This is a genomic window from Acinetobacter soli, from assembly GCF_000760595.1.
Taxonomy (GTDB): Bacteria; Pseudomonadota; Gammaproteobacteria; order Pseudomonadales; family Moraxellaceae; genus Acinetobacter; species Acinetobacter soli.
This window is the reverse complement of sequence record NZ_BBNM01000002.1, coordinates 200,394-220,941: the sequence shown is the minus strand read 5'-3', so window position 1 is coordinate 220,941 and position 20,548 is coordinate 200,394. Positions and strand designations below refer to the sequence as shown.

General features: G+C 44.3%; 15 protein-coding genes and 2 tRNA genes. 9 read left to right on the top strand and 8 right to left on the bottom strand.

Annotated elements, in window-relative coordinates; all coding sequences use genetic code 11:
* Nucleotides 1–65 precede the first annotated feature (65 nt).
* Both hisH and hisB read right to left on the bottom strand, forming a co-directional pair.
* Complete coding sequence (gene hisH, locus Aso01_RS03440; protein WP_004934131.1) at nucleotides 66–683, bottom strand: imidazole glycerol phosphate synthase subunit HisH; 618 nt, start codon at nucleotides 681–683, stop codon at nucleotides 66–68.
* Nucleotides 683–1,276, bottom strand: a complete 594-nt coding sequence (hisB, locus tag Aso01_RS03435) for an imidazoleglycerol-phosphate dehydratase HisB (protein ID WP_004934134.1) — start codon at nucleotides 1,274–1,276, stop codon at nucleotides 683–685. The genes hisH and hisB overlap by 1 nt, the downstream gene beginning before the upstream one ends.
* 101 nt (nucleotides 1,277–1,377) lie before the next feature.
* Here hisB and Aso01_RS03430 point away from each other — a divergent pair, with 101 nt between their 5' ends.
* The 4 genes from Aso01_RS03430 to Aso01_RS03415 all read left to right on the top strand — a co-directional run bounded on the left by Aso01_RS03430 (nucleotide 1,378) and on the right by Aso01_RS03415 (nucleotide 3,004).
* Complete coding sequence (locus Aso01_RS03430; protein ID WP_004934135.1) at nucleotides 1,378–1,761, top strand: GNAT family N-acetyltransferase; 384 nt, start codon at nucleotides 1,378–1,380, stop codon at nucleotides 1,759–1,761.
* Nucleotides 1,762–1,866: 105 nt separating this feature from the next.
* Nucleotides 1,867–1,942, top strand: a tRNA-Phe gene (locus Aso01_RS03425).
* Between the two features lie 128 nt (nucleotides 1,943–2,070).
* Nucleotides 2,071–2,146: transfer RNA gene (locus Aso01_RS03420), tRNA-Phe, on the top strand.
* Nucleotides 2,147–2,269: 123 nt separating this feature from the next.
* Nucleotides 2,270–3,004, top strand: coding sequence for a class I SAM-dependent methyltransferase (locus Aso01_RS03415; protein ID WP_004934138.1), 735 nt, complete (start codon nucleotides 2,270–2,272; stop codon nucleotides 3,002–3,004).
* Nucleotides 3,005–3,035: 31 nt separating this feature from the next.
* On the opposite strand, the gene Aso01_RS03410 is transcribed toward Aso01_RS03415, so the two are convergent.
* The 4 genes from Aso01_RS03410 to ompR all read right to left on the bottom strand — a co-directional run bounded on the left by Aso01_RS03410 (nucleotide 3,036) and on the right by ompR (nucleotide 7,552).
* Entirely contained in the window at nucleotides 3,036–3,455 is a 420-nt protein-coding gene (locus Aso01_RS03410; protein ID WP_004934141.1) for a GNAT family acetyltransferase, read from the bottom strand.
* Between the two features lie 126 nt (nucleotides 3,456–3,581).
* On the bottom strand, nucleotides 3,582–5,096 hold the full coding sequence (gene scpC / locus Aso01_RS03405; RefSeq protein WP_004934143.1) for a succinyl-CoA:acetate CoA-transferase ScpC: 1,515 nt from the start codon (nucleotides 5,094–5,096) through the stop codon (nucleotides 3,582–3,584).
* A gap of 206 nt (nucleotides 5,097–5,302) precedes the next feature.
* On the bottom strand, nucleotides 5,303–6,760 hold the full coding sequence (locus Aso01_RS03400) for an ATP-binding protein (protein WP_004934146.1): 1,458 nt from the start codon (nucleotides 6,758–6,760) through the stop codon (nucleotides 5,303–5,305).
* Between the two features lie 27 nt (nucleotides 6,761–6,787).
* The gene (gene ompR, locus Aso01_RS03395; RefSeq protein WP_004934149.1) at nucleotides 6,788–7,552 is read right to left on the bottom strand and encodes an osmolarity response regulator transcription factor OmpR; all 765 of its coding nucleotides are present in this window, start codon (nucleotides 7,550–7,552) and stop codon (nucleotides 6,788–6,790) included.
* Nucleotides 7,553–8,069: 517 nt separating this feature from the next.
* On the opposite strand from ompR, the gene Aso01_RS03390 reads away from it, so the two are divergent.
* The 3 genes from Aso01_RS03390 (at nucleotide 8,070) to Aso01_RS03380 (ending at nucleotide 13,858) form a co-directional block, all read left to right on the top strand.
* Nucleotides 8,070–10,427 carry a Tex family protein gene (locus Aso01_RS03390; protein WP_004934152.1) on the top strand — a complete coding sequence of 786 codons (2,358 nt, stop codon included), beginning with the start codon at nucleotides 8,070–8,072 and terminating at the stop codon, nucleotides 10,425–10,427.
* Nucleotides 10,428–10,730: 303 nt separating this feature from the next.
* Nucleotides 10,731–12,914, top strand: a complete 2,184-nt coding sequence (locus Aso01_RS03385; RefSeq protein ID WP_004934155.1) for a bifunctional SulP family inorganic anion transporter/carbonic anhydrase — start codon at nucleotides 10,731–10,733, stop codon at nucleotides 12,912–12,914.
* Nucleotides 12,915–13,411: 497 nt separating this feature from the next.
* Nucleotides 13,412–13,858: a GNAT family N-acetyltransferase gene (locus Aso01_RS03380; protein ID WP_004934158.1), complete on the top strand. Its 447-nt coding sequence runs from the start codon at nucleotides 13,412–13,414 to the stop codon at nucleotides 13,856–13,858.
* 332 nt (nucleotides 13,859–14,190) lie between these two features.
* Here the strand turns inward: Aso01_RS03380 and Aso01_RS03375 are convergent, their stop codons facing one another.
* Nucleotides 14,191–15,078 (bottom strand): SDR family NAD(P)-dependent oxidoreductase, encoded by an 888-nt coding sequence (locus Aso01_RS03375; protein WP_004934161.1) that lies wholly within the window; start codon nucleotides 15,076–15,078, stop codon nucleotides 14,191–14,193.
* A 267-nt stretch (nucleotides 15,079–15,345) separates the two neighbouring features.
* Entirely contained in the window at nucleotides 15,346–16,629 is a 1,284-nt protein-coding gene (locus Aso01_RS03370; protein WP_004934163.1) for an O-acetylhomoserine aminocarboxypropyltransferase/cysteine synthase family protein, read from the bottom strand.
* Between the two features lie 253 nt (nucleotides 16,630–16,882).
* Between Aso01_RS03370 and Aso01_RS03365 the strand changes: the two genes are divergently transcribed.
* Together Aso01_RS03365 and ettA are read left to right on the top strand one after the other, a co-directional pair.
* Nucleotides 16,883–18,604 carry a thiamine pyrophosphate-dependent enzyme gene (locus tag Aso01_RS03365; RefSeq protein WP_004934166.1) on the top strand — a complete coding sequence of 574 codons (1,722 nt, stop codon included), beginning with the start codon at nucleotides 16,883–16,885 and terminating at the stop codon, nucleotides 18,602–18,604.
* A 220-nt stretch (nucleotides 18,605–18,824) separates the two neighbouring features.
* On the top strand, nucleotides 18,825–20,486 hold the full coding sequence (gene ettA / locus Aso01_RS03360) for an energy-dependent translational throttle protein EttA (RefSeq protein WP_025094646.1): 1,662 nt from the start codon (nucleotides 18,825–18,827) through the stop codon (nucleotides 20,484–20,486).
* Nucleotides 20,487–20,548: the final 62 nt, after the last annotated feature.

Here is a 20,548-nt window from a genome sequence, read left to right as displayed (position 1 = left end):
CATACGATTCAAAAATGTTATTGCTGCCACTTCGCCTGATCTTAGGCGAAGTGGCTAAAAAAGGTTTAGATGTTCCATTCCACAAAGTTTTTGAGCAGTTGCAAGCCTGCGGTATGACTTTTTTCTGGGTGGAACTGCGTGGCAAACAGGTTGTCTTTGTGTATTGCCGTACAAAATTGCAGACCATAGTCACAGGTTGCTGCAATCACGTCGTGCTGCTTTGGCTCAACGTAGTAACTATGCACAAAATAAAAACGGGCATCTTGCTCAATGTTGTTCCACATTGGATGGCTCGGATCGCCCTGATGGACCTGATTCCAGCCCATATGCGGTACTTTAAGGCCATCGATATCGGGGAAGTGCTTCACTACACCTTCAAAGATACCCAGCGCATCCGCTCCGCCATTTTCTTCCGAACGCTCAAGCAAAGCTTGCATGCCCACACAAATCGCCAGTACCGGTTTATTAAATGCAGCATGACGCACGACTTCGTCAATACCGGCATCACGCATACCTTGCATACAATCACGCATTGCACCAACACCCGGAAAGACAATTTTATCGGCTTTGGCAATCAGTTTCGGGTCATTGGTCACATCGACCGTAGCCCCCACATGCTCAAGCGCTTTTGCCGCAGAGTGTAAATTTCCCATACCATAATCGAGAAGGGCTACACGGGTCATTACAGGCTCCCTTTGGTCGATGCAATGGTACCTGCCGCACGCGGATCGATTTCACAGGCCATACGCAGGGCACGGGCAAAGGCCTTAAATACGCTTTCGATTTGGTGGTGGCTGTTTTTACCTTTGAGATTGTCGATATGAAGTGTCATCAGGGCATGATTGACAAAGCCTTGGAAAAATTCGGAAAACAGATCCACATCAAAGCTGCCAATGCGAGCGCGCGTAAACGGAATATCCATGAACAGACCCGGACGGCCAGACAGATCGACCACCACACGCGATAAGGCTTCATCGAGCGGTGCATAAAAATGACCGTAGCGACGTAAACCTTTTTTATCTCCCAAAGCCTGTGCAAAGGCTTGGCCTAAGGTGATACCACAGTCTTCGACAGTATGATGGTCATCGATCTCCAGATCGCCATCACAGTGAATATCAATATCAAATAGTCCATGTCGCTTGATTTGATCAATCATATGGTCTAAAAATGGAACTCCAGTGTTCAGTGTACCCTGACCCGATCCGTCGAGGTTCAAACGAACTCGAATCTTGGTCTCATTGGTATTTCTTACCACTTCACTGATACGTTCTGTCATGGACACGTTCCTCAAAAAACGTCAAAAATGATGAATATAAAGATCAATTCGCTGTGACAAAAAAAGTGACAGCACCATCGCTTGCTCAGGAGGGTTAATCAATGCCTATAACCGTACATGCTTATACTTCACTCGAAAACGAAGAAATGCGCACCCAGCTTGAGCGACTGTACGATACAAGTCCTGAATTTGGTGACGGGCAAGATGCAGTTGAACAATTAGAGCAAAATCTGGCTCAGTATACCACGGTTTATACAGCCGAATTTAACAGCAAGATTATAGGTGCAATCTGGTGTACAGGACAAGGAGAAAGCAAGATTCTTGAATATGTGGTGGTGCATCCAGCCAATCGTGGCCGAGGTGTCGCCGAGCGCTTGGTCAGCGAGGCATGCCGCCTTGAAGAAGAAAAAGGTGTAAACAGTTTTGAGCCGGGCTGTGGGGCCATTCACCGCTGTTTGGCGCATATTGGCAAACTATCGACTTGATCGGAGCCATTTATTGAGTGGTTTGGTTTAAAAATAGCCGCTTAAATAAAAAAACGCGTAACTGACTTGACCTTTGATGACGAAACCTGTTTAATACGCCCCATCGGCGCGATAGCTCAGTCGGTAGAGCAACGGATTGAAAATCCGTGTGTCGGCAGTTCGATCCTGCCTCACGCCACCATATATTTGAAAGTTTCTAATCCCTGATCCCATCAGGGATTTTTTTTGGGCGAAATTTTACGCAGTTAGTTAAAAAATCACGATTTTTTGTTGACTAATGCCGACAGATACGGCTTAATACATCCCATCGGCGCGATAGCTCAGTCGGTAGAGCAACGGATTGAAAATCCGTGTGTCGGCAGTTCGATCCTGCCTCACGCCACCATATTCAAAAAAGCCTCTGATTCGATCAGGGGCTTTTTTTTGTCTGACAATTTTAGCTTGCCTGTAAAAATTTTCACTTATAGTAGCGCTATACAGGAAGAATAAAATATAAGGACAATCAGGCGTGAAGGATTTATTTTCACTGGACAGTCGGCGTTACCAGCAAGCTCGACCGATATATCCGCAAGCCATGCTTCAGCATCTCTTAAGTTACGTGCATACGCGTGATCTGGCATGGGATTGTGGTGCAGGTTCGGGCCAGCTCACGCATATGCTGGCACCTTATTTTGAGCAGGTGGTCGGCACAGACATCAGTCAAAGCCAGCTCGATCATGCCGAATATTACGACAACATCAGTTATCAGGTTCAACCTGCCGAAAAAACCACCTTTCCCGACCATTGCTTTGATTTGATTACTGTGGCGCAAGCCGTACACTGGTTTGACTTTGAGGCCTTTTATGCCGAGGTAAAGCGTACCCTGAAACCCCGTGGCATTTTTGCCATTATTGGATATGGACTGATTGAGGTGGATGATCCCTTGTTCCATATGCAGATTCAGCAGTTGTATCATCACACCTTGAGAGGGCATTGGGATCCAGAGCGGCGTTATATCGATCAGCATTACCGTACCATTCCATTTCCATTTCAGGAAATCCAGATGCCGAACTTTGACATTCGCTTGCGTTGGAGTTTTAAGCAATTAATACAGTATTTAGGCACATGGTCTGCTGTTCAGCATTATATTTTGCAAAAAGGTACAGATCCATTACAGGAGCTAAATGCAGCTTGCGCCGATCTGAATCAGATCGTTGAGGTGCGCTTTCCAGTGCTGCTACGTGTGGGTGTACAGGTACGCTAATAACCCACCAAGAGCATGTTAGTTCGATACTCTAATCCGAGATCAGTCGTTTACCTAAACAAATGGCATCGACTTCTTCGTAGCCCAATTCATCGTAAAAGCCTTGTACATCCAGATTGTCCTTGCGTAACAGCAACTGGACCTTGGGGCAGCCACGCGCGATCAGACGCTTTTCTAGTTGCTGAACCAGTGCAGTGGCAACGCCCTGACGCTGATACTGCGGATGAACGGCCAGATAGCTGATCCAACCACGGTGGCCGTCGTAACCGCCCATGACGGTCGCTACCAGTTGCTCGTCGCGAAGAGCCACTAAAAATAGCCCATCGTTTTGTTCAGTTTTACGGAAAATATCAATTTCAGCATTGTTCCACGGACGGCTCAGCCCGCAAAGCTCCCATAAACTGACAATATCTTCGATATCGGTATGGCTAAACTGGCGAATCATAAACATGGGTTGTTCTTCTTGTGGTGATGTTTAAGCCTTAAGATAAAAGAAAAGAAATCACTTGATAAGCCTTTTTTTTGTATAAAAAAAGCACCCTGTGATCAGAGTGCTTTGGGTAAAAAAAAGGAAGGCTTAAGCAGATTTGGCTTCAGGCTCGATGGCCAGCATGTGTCCATTTTCTTCAAAATTTACATGCCAAGACAATGCTTCGCGTAGCAGGTGTGGCGTATGTCCGCCTTTAGCACATGCACGGTTGAAGTAGTCATTAAGCGCATCTTGATACAGTGGGTGAACACAGTTTTTAATAATCGCCACAGCGCGCTCGCGCGGTGCCAGACCACGTAAATCGGCCAGACCTTGCTCGGTCACTAAGATATCAACATCATGCTCAGAATGATCGACATGCGACACCATTGGGACGATCGACGAGATGTCACCGCCTTTTGCAATCGACTTGGTGACAAAGATAGCCAAGTGTGCATTTCGTGCAAAATCGCCCGAACCGCCAATGCCGTTCATCATTTTGGTTCCACACACGTGCGTTGAATTGACGTTACCGTAAATATCGAACTCAAGTGCAGTGTTGATGCCGATAATCCCTAAACGACGTACCAACTCAGGGTGGTTTGAGATTTCTTGCGGACGAAGTACCAACTTGTCTTTGTAGGCTTCAATGTTGCCAAACACTTTTTCACCGCATTTCGCCGACAGGGTAATCGAGCTGCCCGATGCAAACTTCATTTTTCCAGCATCGATCAATTCAAAGGTACAGTCTTGAAGTACTTCAGAGTACATGACCAAATCTTCAAAGTTTGAATCTTTCAGGCCAGTCAGTACGGCGTTGGCAATTGAACCAATCCCGGCTTGAAGAGGGCCGAGATTTTGGGGTAAACGACCTTCAGCCACTTCTTTTTCAAAGAAAGCGATCAGGTGGTTGGCAATGCCTTGAGTTTCATCATCTGGAAGTGTCACAGTCGATGGCGAATCCGCAGTGTCGTTAAATACAATCCCGACAATTTTTGCAGGATCGATCTGAATGGCACTGGTACCAATTCGTTCGTCTACTTTGGTCAGTGAAATTGGCTGACGTGTTGGACGGTATGACGGAATATAAATATCGTGTAAGCCTTCGAACGCTTCGCTTAAAGAGGTATTGATTTCAACAATCACTTTTTCAGCAAAGATGGCAAAGCTTGCAGAGTTTCCAACAGAAGTGGTAGGAATAATGCCGCCATCTTCAGTAATCGCAATGGCTTCAATTACAGCAACGTCTGGGCGTTTGAGCTGTAAATTACGCATTTGTTCAACTGTTTCAGACAAGTGCTGATCAATAAACATTACTTCGCCATTATTAATGGCACGACGTAAGGTATTGTCGACTTGGAAGGGTAGGCGACGCGCCAATACACCCGCTTCGGTTAACTGTTTATCGAGGTCATTCCCTAAACTCGCGCCCGTAATTAATGTAATTTTTAACGGGTTTTGTTTTGCACGTTCAACTAAAGCTTGTGGGACCGCTTTCGCTTCTCCCGCACGAGTAAATCCGCTCATACCTACAGTCATGCCGTCTTGGATATATGCTGCAGCATCATCTGCGCTAATCACTTTGTTGTGTAATGAGGCCAATCGGATACGATCTAAAGACATGGGTTTACTCTCAATCTGTTTTAGTTCACATGCCAGATTGTACCGTTGTTCGTTTACTTTTGACGCCGTGTTAGGCTAAGGTCTAATTTTTGAAAAAAATACAATAATCACGTTTTGTGATGTACGCCTAACTCATTTATTTATCTAGAAAATAACATTGAGAAATAAGTAGCGACTCAAACAGGCCTGCTGAAAATATGTTCGGCTTAAAATCGATCTGAGAAACTTTGCTTAATTTTTTCAATCGGATTGGCTGGTAGTGGCTCAGGGGTTAAATGCTTTGGAAGAGGCAATAAAATACGCGCTTCGAGCCCACCTTCAGGACGATTATGAATCAGTAGCTCACCTTGGTGGATATCGACAATCCGTTTGACAATTGCTAGCCCCAAACCGCTGCCCTGAATTGTTCGCGCTGAATTACCGCGGACAAAGGGTTGCATCAGTTCTTCGATCTGATCTTCTGGAATACCTTCGCCGTGGTCGGCAACAATAATCAGAATATGATCGCCTTCGACCTGTGCGGTCAGCTCGATTGGCTCTGCACCATAGCGTTTGGCATTGTTAATCAGATTGGCAATCAGGCGTTTTAGCGACAAGCTACGTGCAGGAATAATCGGAACATCTTGTGCTTCGAAGTGAATCTCGAGTGGTTTAAATTGAACCACCAATTCTTGCAGCAAAATATTAATATTGGTGTCGCGTAGTTCTTCGTCGGAGCCATCGCGCATATACGAAATAAACTGATTTAAAATGGCGTCCATATCATCGACGTCATAGACCAGCCCTTCTCGTAAAAACTCATCGGGTAGCATTTCGGCAGTCAAACGAATTCGAGTGAGCGGCGTACGTAAATCGTGGGAAATACCCGCCAGCATGATTTGCCGATCACGTTCGGTTTGCTCAAGTGTATAAATCATATGATTAAACGCTTGATTCACCTGACGAATTTCTAATGGACCGTGGTTGGTGCCCAAATAGGGCGCCTTACCGGTTTTACTATAGGCATTGGCTGCATTTTGTAAGCGGCGCAGTGGGCGGTTAAGCTGACGCACCAAAGTCAAAATAATAATGGCAGACAGAAGCGGAACGCCAAGTAGCCAGCCAAACACCAGCTCAGGGCTATAGTTGGCATAGGTTTTTAAGGGTTCACGAACCCAATTGCCGTGCATTTCTGGCGTTTGAATCCAGATACGTGGGCTTGGCTTAAACTGGAAATACACAATGACATTATCGACTTTTAGCTCATTGGCCAGTTTATCTTCAACATGATTGGTAAAGAAATCCGCAATCACTTTGTCGCGGACATTGGGATATTCTTTGGGGTCTGTAACGTACTCGATTCCGACTCTGTTTTTAAGCCATGTATCGACATCAACCTCAACATCACGATGGAAAATACGAATGTCGGGGTTATTCACCAGTTCTAGCTCGACAGCCAGATAGCGCGCATGTTGCTGGATTTCAGGCAAATATAAGGTGCGCCAAAAAAACCACAGCGACATCATCAGACTAAACACCACCACGAACAGCACCAGCACCGTGGTGCGCATTGCAGCTGAACGCGGTTTAATTTTGTCGAGAAAGCGTTCCCATCGGGTTCGTTTACGTTCGGAATACGCAACGTAATCGGTATACGCTTGCGGGTCGATGGGGTCGAGCTTCACTCAATCATCCTAAGTCTAAATTATGCCTTATTCTGCACCATCTGGAACAAATACATAGCCCACGCCCCACACGGTTTGGATATAACGTGCGCGTGCTGGGTTGTCTTCGATGAGGCGGCGCAAACGTGAAACCTGTACATCGATTGAACGTTCCATTGCACCCCATTCACGACCACGCGCCAAATTCATCAGTTTGTCACGGGTCAAAGGTTCACGTGGGTGTTGCACCAAGGCTTTCAAGACTGCAAATTCGCCTGTGGTAAGTGTCACCACTTGGCCTTCACGAGTCAGGGTGCGTGTAGAAAGATCGAGTGACCATGGGCCAAAGCTCACCACTTCAACTTGCTGACTTGGGGCGCCCGGCACTTCACGAACCTGACGACGCAGTACCGCACGGATACGTGCCAGTAGCTCGTTTGGATTAAACGGTTTTGGCAAATAGTCATCTGCACCAGCTTCTAACCCTGCAATTCGGTCAGAGTCGCTGCCGCGTGCAGTCAGCATGATGATCGGGGTGTCGATATTAGACTGACGTAAACGACGACAGATACTCAAACCGTCTTCCATTGGAAGCATAAAATCTAAAACAATTAAAGAAAATAATTCGCGCTGAAGCAAACGATCCATTTGAGTTGCATCGTGGGCCGTTTTAACAACAAAACCTTTGTCTTCCAAGAAGCGTTGCAAAAGGGTGCGCAAACGTACATCGTCATCGACGACAAGAATCCGTTCGACGCGATCGGTGTCGTTATGTACAGTTTCAGTATGTTCAGCAGGTACAACTAAACTCATGATGTACTCCCTTTATTTAAGTCATAATTTATAGATTATTGGATCAATGCAGTATAATGCCGATATTCTTGTTTAGACTATGTATCAAATTGCTCAAAATTACAATTTTCGGCGAAATTTGAAACCAAAAAACAACATCTTAAAAGCATTTGATGCACTGTATATCTTTCATGAATATTCCAGATTAATCCCTGTTCACCATTCTTTGTATTTATGCCTCTAAGTGACTGTTTTTACAAGTGACAAGTTGATGAAATTTGTACGTTCGGTGCCAGATTCCTTAAAATAAAACAGCAGCCCGTAAATGATGTATTAAATGTGCAAAATATCACATCTGTTTGAGTGACCGATCAGACCTATTAAATAGAATAAATGTACTGTAATTGATTCGAATTTTTGTCAAAACCCAGCGCATGATTCAAAAAAACGTTTTGAATAAGTAAAACAAGTGTGGATTTTATAGTCTCGGTCTTTATAATCAGTGCTTTTAAACTTAATCCTTGTGGAATCGAACACGATGACTGACTTAGTTCAGCAGTTGGCAAGCGAGCTTGCCGTACGTCCAAACCAAGTAGAAGCTGCCATCCGTTTAATTGATGAAGGTGCCAGTGTTCCTTTTATTGCCCGTTACCGTAAAGAGGTCACGCAAGGCTTAGACGATACGCAACTACGCCAACTCGACACACGCTTGTCTTATCTGCGTGATTTATATGAACGTCGTGAAAAAGTCATTGAGTCGCTAAAAGAACAGAACAAACTTTCCGATGATTTATTGGCACGTGTTAACGCTGCCGAAACCAAAAATGCACTTGAAGAAATTTACGCGCCATATCGTCCAAAGCGCACCAGTAAATCATTCAAGGCACGTGAAGCCGGTCTTGGGCCAGTAGCAGAGCGCATTGTTGCCGAGCAAATTGAACCGACAGAGGCGCTGGCTGGATTTGAGCATACCGATTATCCAGATGCCGAGAGCCAGCTCGATGCCGTGCAACATATTATTATTGATGACTGGGCACAAAACATTGCCTTGACCACAGAGCTTAAAAGCCTGTTCGCCAAGACGGCCAGCCTCAAAAGTACGGTGGCTTCTGATGAGAAAAAAGAAGTTGGTAAAAAATTCCGTGATTACTTTGAGTTTTCTGAAAACTTAAACAAACTTCCTTCACACCGTTTACTTGCCATGCTACGCGGTCGTCAAGAAAATGTGTTGGGCCTTAAGGTAGACGGACAAGACGATGCACCTTTGGCACGCATTGAAACCGAATACAATCTGGATCAAGTACAGCCACAAGCCCGTCAAGATTTTTTAAAGCAAACGGCAAAACTGTTCTGGTTAGGTAAAATTCGTCCGCAAATCGAGCATTCTTTGCTGACCGAAAAACGCCTTGCAGCCGAAGCTGAAGCCATGCAGGTATTTGCAGAAAACTTGCGTCACTTATTATTGTCTGCACCAGCGGGCAGTCGCACCACTTTAGGTGTCGACCCTGGTATTCGTACCGGTGTAAAGCTGGCTGTGGTCAGCGAAGCGGGCGATGTATTGGCGCACAGTACCATTTACCCATTTGCACCTAAAGAAGACAAAGAAGGCTCGATTGCCGAGCTTGCACGCTTGTGCCGTGAATACAATGTGGATCTGATTGCAATTGGCAACGGTACAGCAAGCCGTGAAACTGAAGCCGTTGTTGCTGAAATGATGGCTGCCAATACCGATCTTAAACTGACACGTGTAACAGTCAGTGAAGCAGGGGCATCGGTTTACTCGGCAAGCGAGCTGGCAGCAGCAGAATTGCCTGAACTGGATGTATCGATTCGTGGTGCCGTATCTATTGCCCGTCGTTTACAAGATCCATTGGCGGAGCTGGTAAAAATCGATCCGAAATCGATTGGTGTGGGTCAGTATCAGCATGATGTCAATCAGACGGGTCTCGCAAAAACGCTCGATGCGGTGGTTGAAGACTGCGTAAACGCCGTGGGTGTCGATGTGAATACCGCATCGTCTGCCATTTTGGGTTACATCGCCGGTTTAAACAAAGCGATTGCTCAGCAAATTGTGGAATATCGTAAAGAGCATGGCCGTTTTGACAACCGCCAGTCGTTGAAAAATGTACCACGTTTGGGTGAGCGCACCTTTGAACAGGCAGCAGGTTTCTTGCGTGTCTTGAATGGTTCTGAACCACTTGATGCGTCTGCTGTCCATCCAGAAAGCTACGGTTTGGTGGAAAAAATGGTACAAGCCAAAGCCACGACTGTAAAAGACCTGATCGGTAATTCGGAAATTATTCGCCAGATCAAAGCAGATGAGTTTGTCGATGACACCTTTGGTTTACCAACCGTTCAAGATGTGCTGACAGAGCTTGAAAAACCGGGCCGCGATCCACGTCCAGAATTCCGCACAGCCAAATTCCGTGATGACGTAACCGAAGTGGCACAGCTCACTGAAGGCATGCAGCTTGAAGGTGTAGTGACCAATGTCACCAACTTCGGTGCATTTGTGGATGTCGGCGTCCATCAGGATGGTCTGGTGCATATTTCTGAACTGGCGAATGAGTTTGTCTCGGATCCGCACAAAGTGGTGAAGCCGGGTCAGATCGTACAAGTTCGAGTGATTCAGGTCGATGTTGAGCGTAAGCGTGTCAATTTAAGTATGCGTCCTGAAGGTTCAGAAGCGCCGGCGAAAGCTGCGCGTGCGCCACGTCGCGAAAATAATGAGCCACGTCCTGAGCGTAAGCCACAGCATAAGCGTCCACAGCAGGCTGCACGTCAAGGCGATTCGAGCAAAAAGCCACAGCGTGCTAAGCAAGAAAAGCCTCAAGAACAAAAAATTGGCGGCCTAGGTGCTTTGTTGCTCCAAGCCGGCATCAAAGGTTCTAAGTAAAAAGTTTGTAAGTAAAACTGAAATAAAAAAACCTCCTGGATGGGAGGTTTTTTTACGCCTATTGTTTTTGCTTTAGGTATTGTCATTTCAATAATAAAACCAGAGCGCAACATGAGGTGAATCTGAAGATCAACAAAAAAGTAGCGAAATATGCCTCAACAATAACAACCCAACAGCAGAACTCAACTTTAAGTCACAAAGATTGTCAGACAATATCAAGGCGCTCATGAGGAAAATGAGTCGATGTTTCATCTAGAGAAACTCGAAGTTGCGCTTAAATTATTTTAAAAAATGGTTATTTTTATGACGCTATTTGAAGTCAAAAACAGGTTACATATTAAAGATGCGCTTTCGGGACTGGTGGTCTTTTTGGTGGCATTGCCCTTGTGTCTGGGTATTGCACTGGCCTCTGGTGCCCCGATTTTATCCGGAATTCTGGCAGGCATTGTTGGTGGCATTGTGGTGGGTTTCTTAAGCGGTTCGCACATTAGTGTGGCCGGACCTGCCGCGGGCCTGACGGCAGTGATTTTGGTACAGTTAGAACAGTTAGGCGGCAATTATGCCGCCTTTTTATTGTGTATTATCTTTGCGGGTGGCTTACAGATTTTATTCGGTCTGTTTAAGCTAGGTTTCTTTGCAAATTATATTCCCAACAATGTGATTTTAGGGCTTTTGGCCGCGATCGGTGTGATTTTGATTGCAACGCAGATTCCGTATCTGCTTGGGCTTGGAAATTTCTCTTGGCGCGAACTCTGGAGCGATCAGGGTATCAATCCCAATATTCAGCTAGATGCCGGTGCCATGGCCATTGGGTTGCTTAGTGTTGTGGTCATTTTAGTCTGGGATAAAACCCCTTTAAAAAAACTGGTTTTACCTTCGGCATTGATTGCAGTTTTGGTTGCAGCAGTGCTGAACTACGTCTTGACCTACTTACAGTCACCATGGGCCATTCAGACTGAAAATCTGATTCAGTTGCCTAATTTGCTCAATGCGACAGAAAGTGCTTTTATTTTTCCCGACTGGAGCGCGCTCACCAATCCACTGATTTATACCGGTGCGATTACGTTGGCAGTGGTGGCCTCGCTTGAAACGTTGTTAAATTTGGAAGCCGCCGACAAACTTGATCCACACAAGCGTGCTTCACCACCGAACCGTGAGCTCTGGGCGCAGGGCACAGGCAATATTATTTCGGGCTTGATTGGTGGAATGCCAATTACCTCAGTGATTGTGCGTAGCTCAGTTAACGCCAATACTGGCGCACGCAGTAAATGCTCCACCATTATTCATGGAATATTATTGTTACTCGCGGTGCTGTTTTTTGTGCCACTCATGAACATGATTCCATTGTCTGCGCTGGCCGCAATCTTGATTTTAACGGGCTTTAAACTCACCCATCCAGGTCTGTTTAAAAAGCTTTATCAGCAAGGCTGGACGCAGTTTATTCCATTTATGATTACCTTGGTGGCGATTTTACTGACCGATTTGCTTGTCGGGATTTTAATTGGTTTGGCCAGCAGTATCGTGTTTATCTTGTATGGAAATCTGCATAAAGGCGTACGTGTATATCGTGAAAAGCATTTGCACGGTGTGATTACCCGAATCGAACTGCCTTCTCAGGTGACTTTTTTAAATCGGGCATCGCTTATTTCTGCGCTTGAACGGGTACATAAGCATGAAAAACTGGTGATTGATGCCACACAGTCAGACAGTATCGATCCTGATATTTATCAAGTGATTCAGGAATACCAAAACGAAACAGCAATAAAACGCCAGATTGATTTAAAGCTGATCGGTTTTAAACAACATTATCAAGAACTCGATGATGCTGTACTGGATATCGACATCAGCACACGTGATTTGCAGTCCAAACTTAAGCCATCGGATGTGCTGAAATTACTTAAAGAGGGCAATCAGCGCTTTGTTAAAAATGAGCGTTTGCAGCGCGATATCTATCGCCAGATTCGCGTTACGGCAGATGAAGGTCAGCATCCGATTGCAGCAGTGCTGGGGTGTATGGATTCGCGTGCACCGACAGAAATGCTGTTTGATGTCGGCATCGGTGATTTGTTCAGTTTACGCATTGCAGGAAATGTGGCCGGTCAGAAGGTGCTCGGCTCACTTGAATTTGCCTGTCAGGCCAAAGGCGCAAAAGTGATTGTGGTGTTGGGTCATACCGACTGTGGGGCCGTGACCAGTGCCTGCCAGCTGAGCTTGCAGAAACAAAGTGTGGCAGATATTAAGGAAATGCCGCATATTCAATATGTACTTGGGCCACTGATGCACTCGGTGGATAATGTCTATGACATCATGCAGCCTCGTAGTCTCACGCCCGCGTTTATTGATCAGGTGACTGCCATGAACGTGCATTACAATATTCAGTACATTATCAAGCACAGTGCCGTACTTCGAGAGATGCTTGAGCATCAACAGATTGATATTGTAGGCGCCATTTATGATGTGAAAACAGGCAAAGTCAACTTTCTCTAATCCCGACTTGATATTTTGTCCCATCATGAAATAGATTGACAGTATTTTATTTAAAACCGAGTTAAGCAATTCACTCGGTTTTCGCTTTCTTATTCATTTGATTACGGGTAAGCGGGTTTGAAATTAATTTTGATATATAGCGGTTATAAATCACAAAATAATTCAGAATTAAATGGTCTAAATTCCTCATCGCTTTACATAGTGTAGTTAAAAATGCCTGCTTGAGTATGTCATTGATTCGTTCCCGTAAAGCATGATGATATAATTAAGAGCATAGTTGAGAGCCTCTATCTGAATGATGAATCAGCGTTGGTGCTCTTTATCTCATATACGTCATTGCCTACGTAATGCTTGTGTAAGGTTCTCTGTTCACATGTTGCTCGATAACTTATCACTTTCAATTTGTCGGTTGTAAAGATTTTTAAAAATCTAAATTATTATCACTCATAAGCATGAAATAATTGAAAATAATACAAAAACTGATTTAGGAAGTTTGAATGGAAATAAATATTAAAGACTTTACTGAACATGATTTCTTAGAATACGATAAATGGTTTAAGCATGAAAGTATTTCTTCTGCTTTAGAGCATATAGATCAGGAGTGGTTGGATTCTGTACTAAATCAAAAAGATTTTAAACAGATTTGTATTTTTAAAGATAATACTCTATTGGCAGTATGTGGTATTTATTTACCCCAGTCTGAGTATAATTATTATGCTATATCTGATTTTTCAATTAATCCAGATTATCAACATAAGGGATATGGTAGCAAAATTTTAAATAAAATTATTAATAGTAATTCTTTTAATGAATCAGACTGTTGGAAAGCTTTAGTCTCTATACGAAACGTTAATGCAATTAATTTTTTTAAAAAAAATGGGTGGAATTTTGAATGCAATCAAGATAACGGATATTCTAAGTACTATTACTTTAAAACCAAATAATAATTGTAGTAAATTCAGAAGAATAAATATAATTTATATTTTTTTTGGTCCCTGTAGTCATTATTAGGCCAATTTATCTAATTCTCTAAGTGATACTAACTAACACGATATTAATAGTGCCTACTCAAGCAATTTATGAATAAATTATTGCTACAGCACATATAAAAATATTACTATACATGTAGATTTTTTAATCATAATGCGGCTTAATCGCTGATAAAAATTTTCAATTTAAAGGTAAAATTATAATTTCGTTGTATTCGTTTAATTCTTTATTTTTTTTCATATTCTATAAAAAAGCCTCTCATATAGAGAGGCTTTTTTATACAAACTTACCAGTGTTCACCCGGGAATAAACGGGCGTAGGCACGCTGGAGCAAATTCAATTTTTCCTGTTCACCAATGGCGGCTGTCGAGCTTGGGAACAGATTAAAGCCAATCGACATCAGAATATTATTGATATCCGGTGCAATGGCATAGGTAATTGAGGCCAAACGTCCAAGATGGGTCGCAATACGTTTTGGTCGTTTCACAATCGCGTAGACAATCAGATCGGCCGCTTCGTCTGGTGAAAGTGTCGGAACGTACTTATAAATTTTGGTCGGCGCGATCATTGGCGTACGAACCAAAGGCATGTAAATAGAGGTGATTGAAATTTTATGCTTGAGGACTTCGGCAGACAGGCAACGACTAAATGCATCTAGGGCAGCTTTAGACGCCACATAGGCAGAAAAACGTGTGGCATTGGCCAAAACACCAATCGAACTGATATTAATGATCTGACCATTTTTACGTTTGATCATATGAGGCAAGAGATTCAAGACCAAGCGCACTGCACCAAAGTAGTTGAGCTGCATGGTTCGTTCAAAATCGTGAAAACGATCATACGATTCATGAACGGCACGGCGGATTGAACGCCCCGCATTGTTAATCAGGTAATCGACGTGATCGACATGTGCCATAACCTGTTTAGAAAGTTCATCAATGGCATTCATGTCGGTCAGGTCACACGGAAAAATAGAGGCATGCCCACCTTTTTGCTCAATTTCAGCTTTTACTTCTTCAAGCGTTTCTTGAGTTCTGGCCACCAGTAAAACATGTGCTCCCGCAGCAGCAATCCGTTTGGCAATTGTCAGACCAATACCGCTAGAGGCACCTGTAATTAAGGCAACTTTACCTTTTACGTTCTGTTGAAAAAGAGCTTCAAGTTTTTTATTCACGCGTTTTTCCCTGATTTATGTCACAAAGCAATGGCTATAGTTATTTTAGTCGATTAGGTTCTTCAATAGGGTGAAATGAGACTCGTCGATGAAATTAATCTAAATTGATTTAAAGAAAAAATCTAGTCATAAGTCCATGAAATTACAAAAGTTTTTAGAGTAATTGCTCTAATTGAATCTAGCGGATAAGTTTACTTTTAGCACAAAATATTGAAGCAGTACAACAAAAAAAGCCTCTATTGAGAGGCGCTTTTTATAAAAGATCATTTACACCCGAGCCAATGCCTGTTCCAGATCGGCAAGTAAATCGTCAATATGCTCAATTCCAACCGAGAGTCGAACCATATCTTCTGAAACACCTGCAGCCTTGAGCTCATCTGAATTTAACTGACGGTGTGTGGTGGTAGCAGGATGACACGCCAGACTTTTTGCATCTCCGATATTGACGAGGCGGGTAAAGAGTTGCAGTGCATCGATAAAACGCGTTCCGCCTTCACGACCATGCTCAACACCAAAGGATAATATGCCAGAGGGCGTACCCTTCACATATTTCTGAGCCAGCGCATGCTGCGGATGTTGCTTTAAACCCGCGTAATTCACCCATTTGACTTTCGGATGCTGTGTTAAATATTTCGCAACTTGAAGCGCATTTTGGGTATGTTTTTGCATGCGTAAAGAGAGTGTTTCAAGGCCCTGTAAAATCAGAAAAACACTCAAAGGGCTAATCGCTGCGCCTGTATTACGAAGTGGCACCACGCGCGCACGGGCAATATATGCGGCTTCTCCCAAAGCCTCGACATAATTGACGCCGTGATAGCTCGGATCTGGCGAATTTAACACTTTAAAGCGCTCAGGATATTTCGCCCAAGGAAATTTGCCGCTGTCGATAATCACGCCACCAATGCTATTGCCGTGACCGCCAATATATTTGGTCAATGAATGCACGATAATATCGGCACCAAATTCAAACGATTTTTGCAGCACGGGAGTGGCCACAGTATTGTCGACCACCACGGGCACGCCATATTCGTGGGCAATCTGGGCAATTGCTTCTAAGTCGATAATATTACCCAAAGGATTGCCTATCGATTCTACAAAAACCAGTTTGGTTTTCTCGTCAATTAAACTGTGCAACTGCTCTGGTTGCTGGTAATCAAAAAAGCGTACCTCAATGCCCTGCTTGGGGAGGGTGTGCGCAAATAAATTATAGGTGCCACCATACAGTGTAGACACAGACGCAATATTGTCGCCGGCTTCGGTGATGGTTTGAATGGCATAGCTAATGGCGGCCATACCTGATGCCAGTGCCAAGGCACCAATTCCCCCTTCGAGTGCGGTAAGGCGTTGCTCCAGCACGGCTGTAGTAGGGTTCATAATTCGCGTATAAATATTGCCTTGTACTTTTAAATCGAAGAGGTCTGCACCGTGCTGGGTATTGTCGAAGGCATAAGACGTGGTTTGATAAATCGGAACGGCCACGGCTTTGGTGGTGGGGTCGGGCTGGTAACCGGCATGAATAGCCAGTGTTTCGTCTTGGTAGCGATGTGTCATTGTTTTTATTGAAATGATCAAAGAATGATCCATTTTTTTAGCATATTCTTTATGCGTGATTTAGACGTTTTTATGGAAAGTTCAGCAGGTTTAAGCATAATAATTTTGAGCTGGATGTTTGCCCAGCATCTTTATGACTTTACACGATGTTGAGAGAACGCCACAAAAACTTACTGGCAGTCTGAGCGTGGCAAGAACACTATAAAAATACAAGTTATTCAATTCATGATAAAAAAGCTGGAGAAGTGAAATAATGAGTACTCAAAAAGTATCTGATATTATCATTGAGGTGCTGGAGCAAGCAGGTGTTCAACGTTGCTACGGTATCGTGGGAGATACCCTAAACCATGTCACTGACTCTATGTCGAAGAGTAAAATTGAATGGATTCATGTGCGCCATGAAGAAGTAGGTGGCTTTGCAGCAGGTACGGATGCATTACTCAGTGGTCACTTAACGGCATGTGCTGGTTCTTGCGGGCCGGGCAGTCTGCACTTTATTAATGGCTTGTATGAATCACACCGAAATCGTGCGCCCGTTATTTTGATTGCCAGCCAGATTTCGACCGAAATGGCAGGATTTATCGACTTCCCGCAATATGTCGATTTTAAATCGGTTTATGCGAAAAATTCGGTTTTTTGTGAAGAAATCACGCAGCCTTCTCAGGCCAGACATATCATGAGTATGGCGTGTCAGGCTGCCCTGACCAAGCGTGGTGTCGCCGTGGTCATTGTGCCAGCCAACATCAGTGAAGCATCGGCTGAAGCAGGCTTGCCTTTCGTGCCACGCCAAACACATCCAGACATATTGCCAAGTCAATCCGAGCTTAAGCAGATCGTTGAGCTGATTTCACAGCATCAAAAAATTGGTATTTATGCTGGTGCAGGATGTGAAGATGCACATGATCAGCTCGTGGCTTTTGCAGAGAAGTTAAAAGCACCTGTTGCCCATACTTCACGTGCCAAGGATTTTGTTGAATATGACAATCCGTACAACATGGGCATGACGGGTATTTTTGGCAATAAAGCGGGCTATCACACCCTCATGGATTGCGATTTACTGATTTTGCTGGGGGCCGATTTTGCATGGGCACAGTATTATCCAAGTCATGCCAAAATCTTGCAGATCGATATTGATCCGACACATTTAGGGCGACGCCATCCCATTACACTCGGTGCGGTAGGTAAAATTTCCTCGACGCTCAATGCCTTATTGCCACTGCTTGAAACACGTCAAGAACGCGCATTTTTGGATCATTGTCTTGAACTGAAACATCAGAGTGATGAAACACGCCATAAAGAGGAACGCGTCGGAAAAGACGGACTGATTCATCCGCAGTATCTGGTGTCTTTGCTGAACCGTTACGCCGATCAGGATGCAATTTTCTTTGGCGATGGTGGCTCACCGATGGTCTGGGTGCTCAGACATATTGATGTAAACGGTAAACGCCGAACCTTTACCAGTTTATTGCACGGCACGATGGCCAATGCCATGCCACAGGCACTTGGCGCACAAAAAGCCTTTCCGAAGCGTCAGATTATTGCACTTTGTGGAGATGGGGGCTTGGCCATGTTGCTCGGTGATTTACTCACCACCATTCAGGAAAAACTACCGATCAAGATTGTGGTGTTTAACAACAGTTCACTGAATTTTGTGGAGCTTGAACAAAAAGTGGAAGGAATGCTTGACCACTATACGGACTTGGTTAATCCTGATTTTGGCAAGCTGGCCAGTGTGATTGGGCTGCATGGGCAGACCGTAACGCACGGTGCTGGTTTAGAGCAAGCAGTCGAACAATTTTTAAAGCATGATGGCCCGGCATTACTCGATGTGCATACTAATCCGATGGAACTGGTAATGCCGCCAGATCCGAATCTGAATCAGGTGTCGTCTACTTCACTTTATGCAATCAAGGCCTTGATGTCGGGCCGAGTAGATGACGTTAAAAATTTGTTGGTGAATAATTTTATTAAATAAATTTATTTAAAAGTATGCATCTTTGAGTCGGGATATCAATAAAAAATGCATGATCTAGCGTCATGCATTTTTTATATCAGGAAACAATTTTGACGACATTTATCAGTCATAAAAACCGATTAAACTCAATCACGCCTTATTTTTTTGCCGCGTTCAGCATATAATAGCTGCTATTTTTCGCTCATTGCGATCTGTTGGTTTTTCAATTGAGGAGTCCTAAGTGGCCCAATATATTTACACGATGAACCGAGTGTCCAAGATGGTTCCGCCAAAGCGCGAAATCCTCAAGGATATCTCTTTATCATTTTTTCCGGGTGCCAAAATCGGTGTGCTCGGCTTAAACGGGGCAGGTAAATCGACCTTGCTTCGTATTATGGCGGGCGTAGACAAAGATTTCTCAGGTGAAGCACGTGCACAGCCGGGCATCAAAATTGGTTACCTCGAGCAGGAACCACCGCTAGATCCAAATAAAGACGTGCGTGGCAACGTTGAAGATGGCGTGCGTGAAGCCCTCGATGCGCTTGAGCGCCTTGATCAGGTTTTTGCTGAATATGCAGATCCAGATGCCGACTTTGACAAATTAGCCAAAGAGCAAGAAAAGCTTGAAGCAATTATTCAAACGTGGGATGCACATAACCTCGACAACCAGTTGGAAATTGCGGCAAATGCCTTGAATCTTCCAGCATGGGATGCCGATGTCTCTTTGCTTTCTGGTGGTGAGCGCCGCCGTGTTGCACTGTGCCGTTTGCTGTTGTCGAAGCCAGACATGTTGCTTCTTGACGAACCAACCAACCATTTGGATGCCGAATCGGTGTCTTGGTTAGAGCGTTTCTTGAAAGATTTCCCGGGCACCATCGTGGCGATTACGCACGACCGTTATTTCCTCGATAACGTCGCCGAGTGGATTTTGGAGCTTGACCGCGGGCATGGTATTCCATACCAAGGTAACTATACCTCTTGGTTAGAACAAAAGAATGCGCGTTTAGAGCAGGAACAAAAGCAAGAAGAATCATTTGCCAAAGCCTTGAAGAAAGAGCTTGAATGGGTTCGTTCGAATGCTAAAGGTCAGCAAAAGAAAAACAAAGCGCGTATGGAGCGTTTTGAAGAGCTGAACTCGAAAGAATTCCAACAACGAAATGAAACCTCTGAAATCTATATTCCACCTGGCCCGCGTTTGGGTAACAAAGTGGTTGAGGTTGAAGGCATCAGCAAATCATTTGATGGCCGTTTGCTTTATGAAAACCTGACCTTTACCGTTCCGCCAACGGCAATTGTTGGTATCGTGGGTCCAAACGGTGCAGGTAAAACCACCTTATTCCGTATGATGACTGGCGAGCAGCAGCCTGATACCGGTACGGTCACACTGGGCGAATCAGTGAAAGTGGCGTATGTAGGTCAGATTCGTGACACCTTAGATAACAACAAAACCGTATGGGAAGAAGTTTCTGGCGGTTTGGATATCTTAAAAATTGGTGATTACGAAATCGCATCGCGTGCTTATATTGGTCGCTTTAACTTTAAAGGCCAAGATCAGCAAAAACGTGTAGGTGAATTGTCTGGTGGTGAGCGTAACCGTTTACAACTGGCGAAAATCTTGCAAATGGGTGCCAACGTTATTTTGCTGGATGAACCATCAAACGATTTGGATATTGAAACCTTACGTGCGCTTGAAGATGCTATTCTGGTGTTCCCGGGTACTGTAATGGTGGTCTCGCATGACCGTTGGTTCCTCGACCGTATTGCAACGCACATCTTGTCATTTGAGAATGAACAGCCAGAATTCTACACAGGTAACTATGCAGAATACGAAGCGTACCGTCAGTCTCGCTTAGGTGATGATGCAGTGCAAAAGCGCAGCAAATACAAAAAAATTACAGGTTAATTCCTGCATGAAAAACCAGCCTAAGGGCTGGTTTTTTTATATCAGCATGTGTGGGTAAAAGT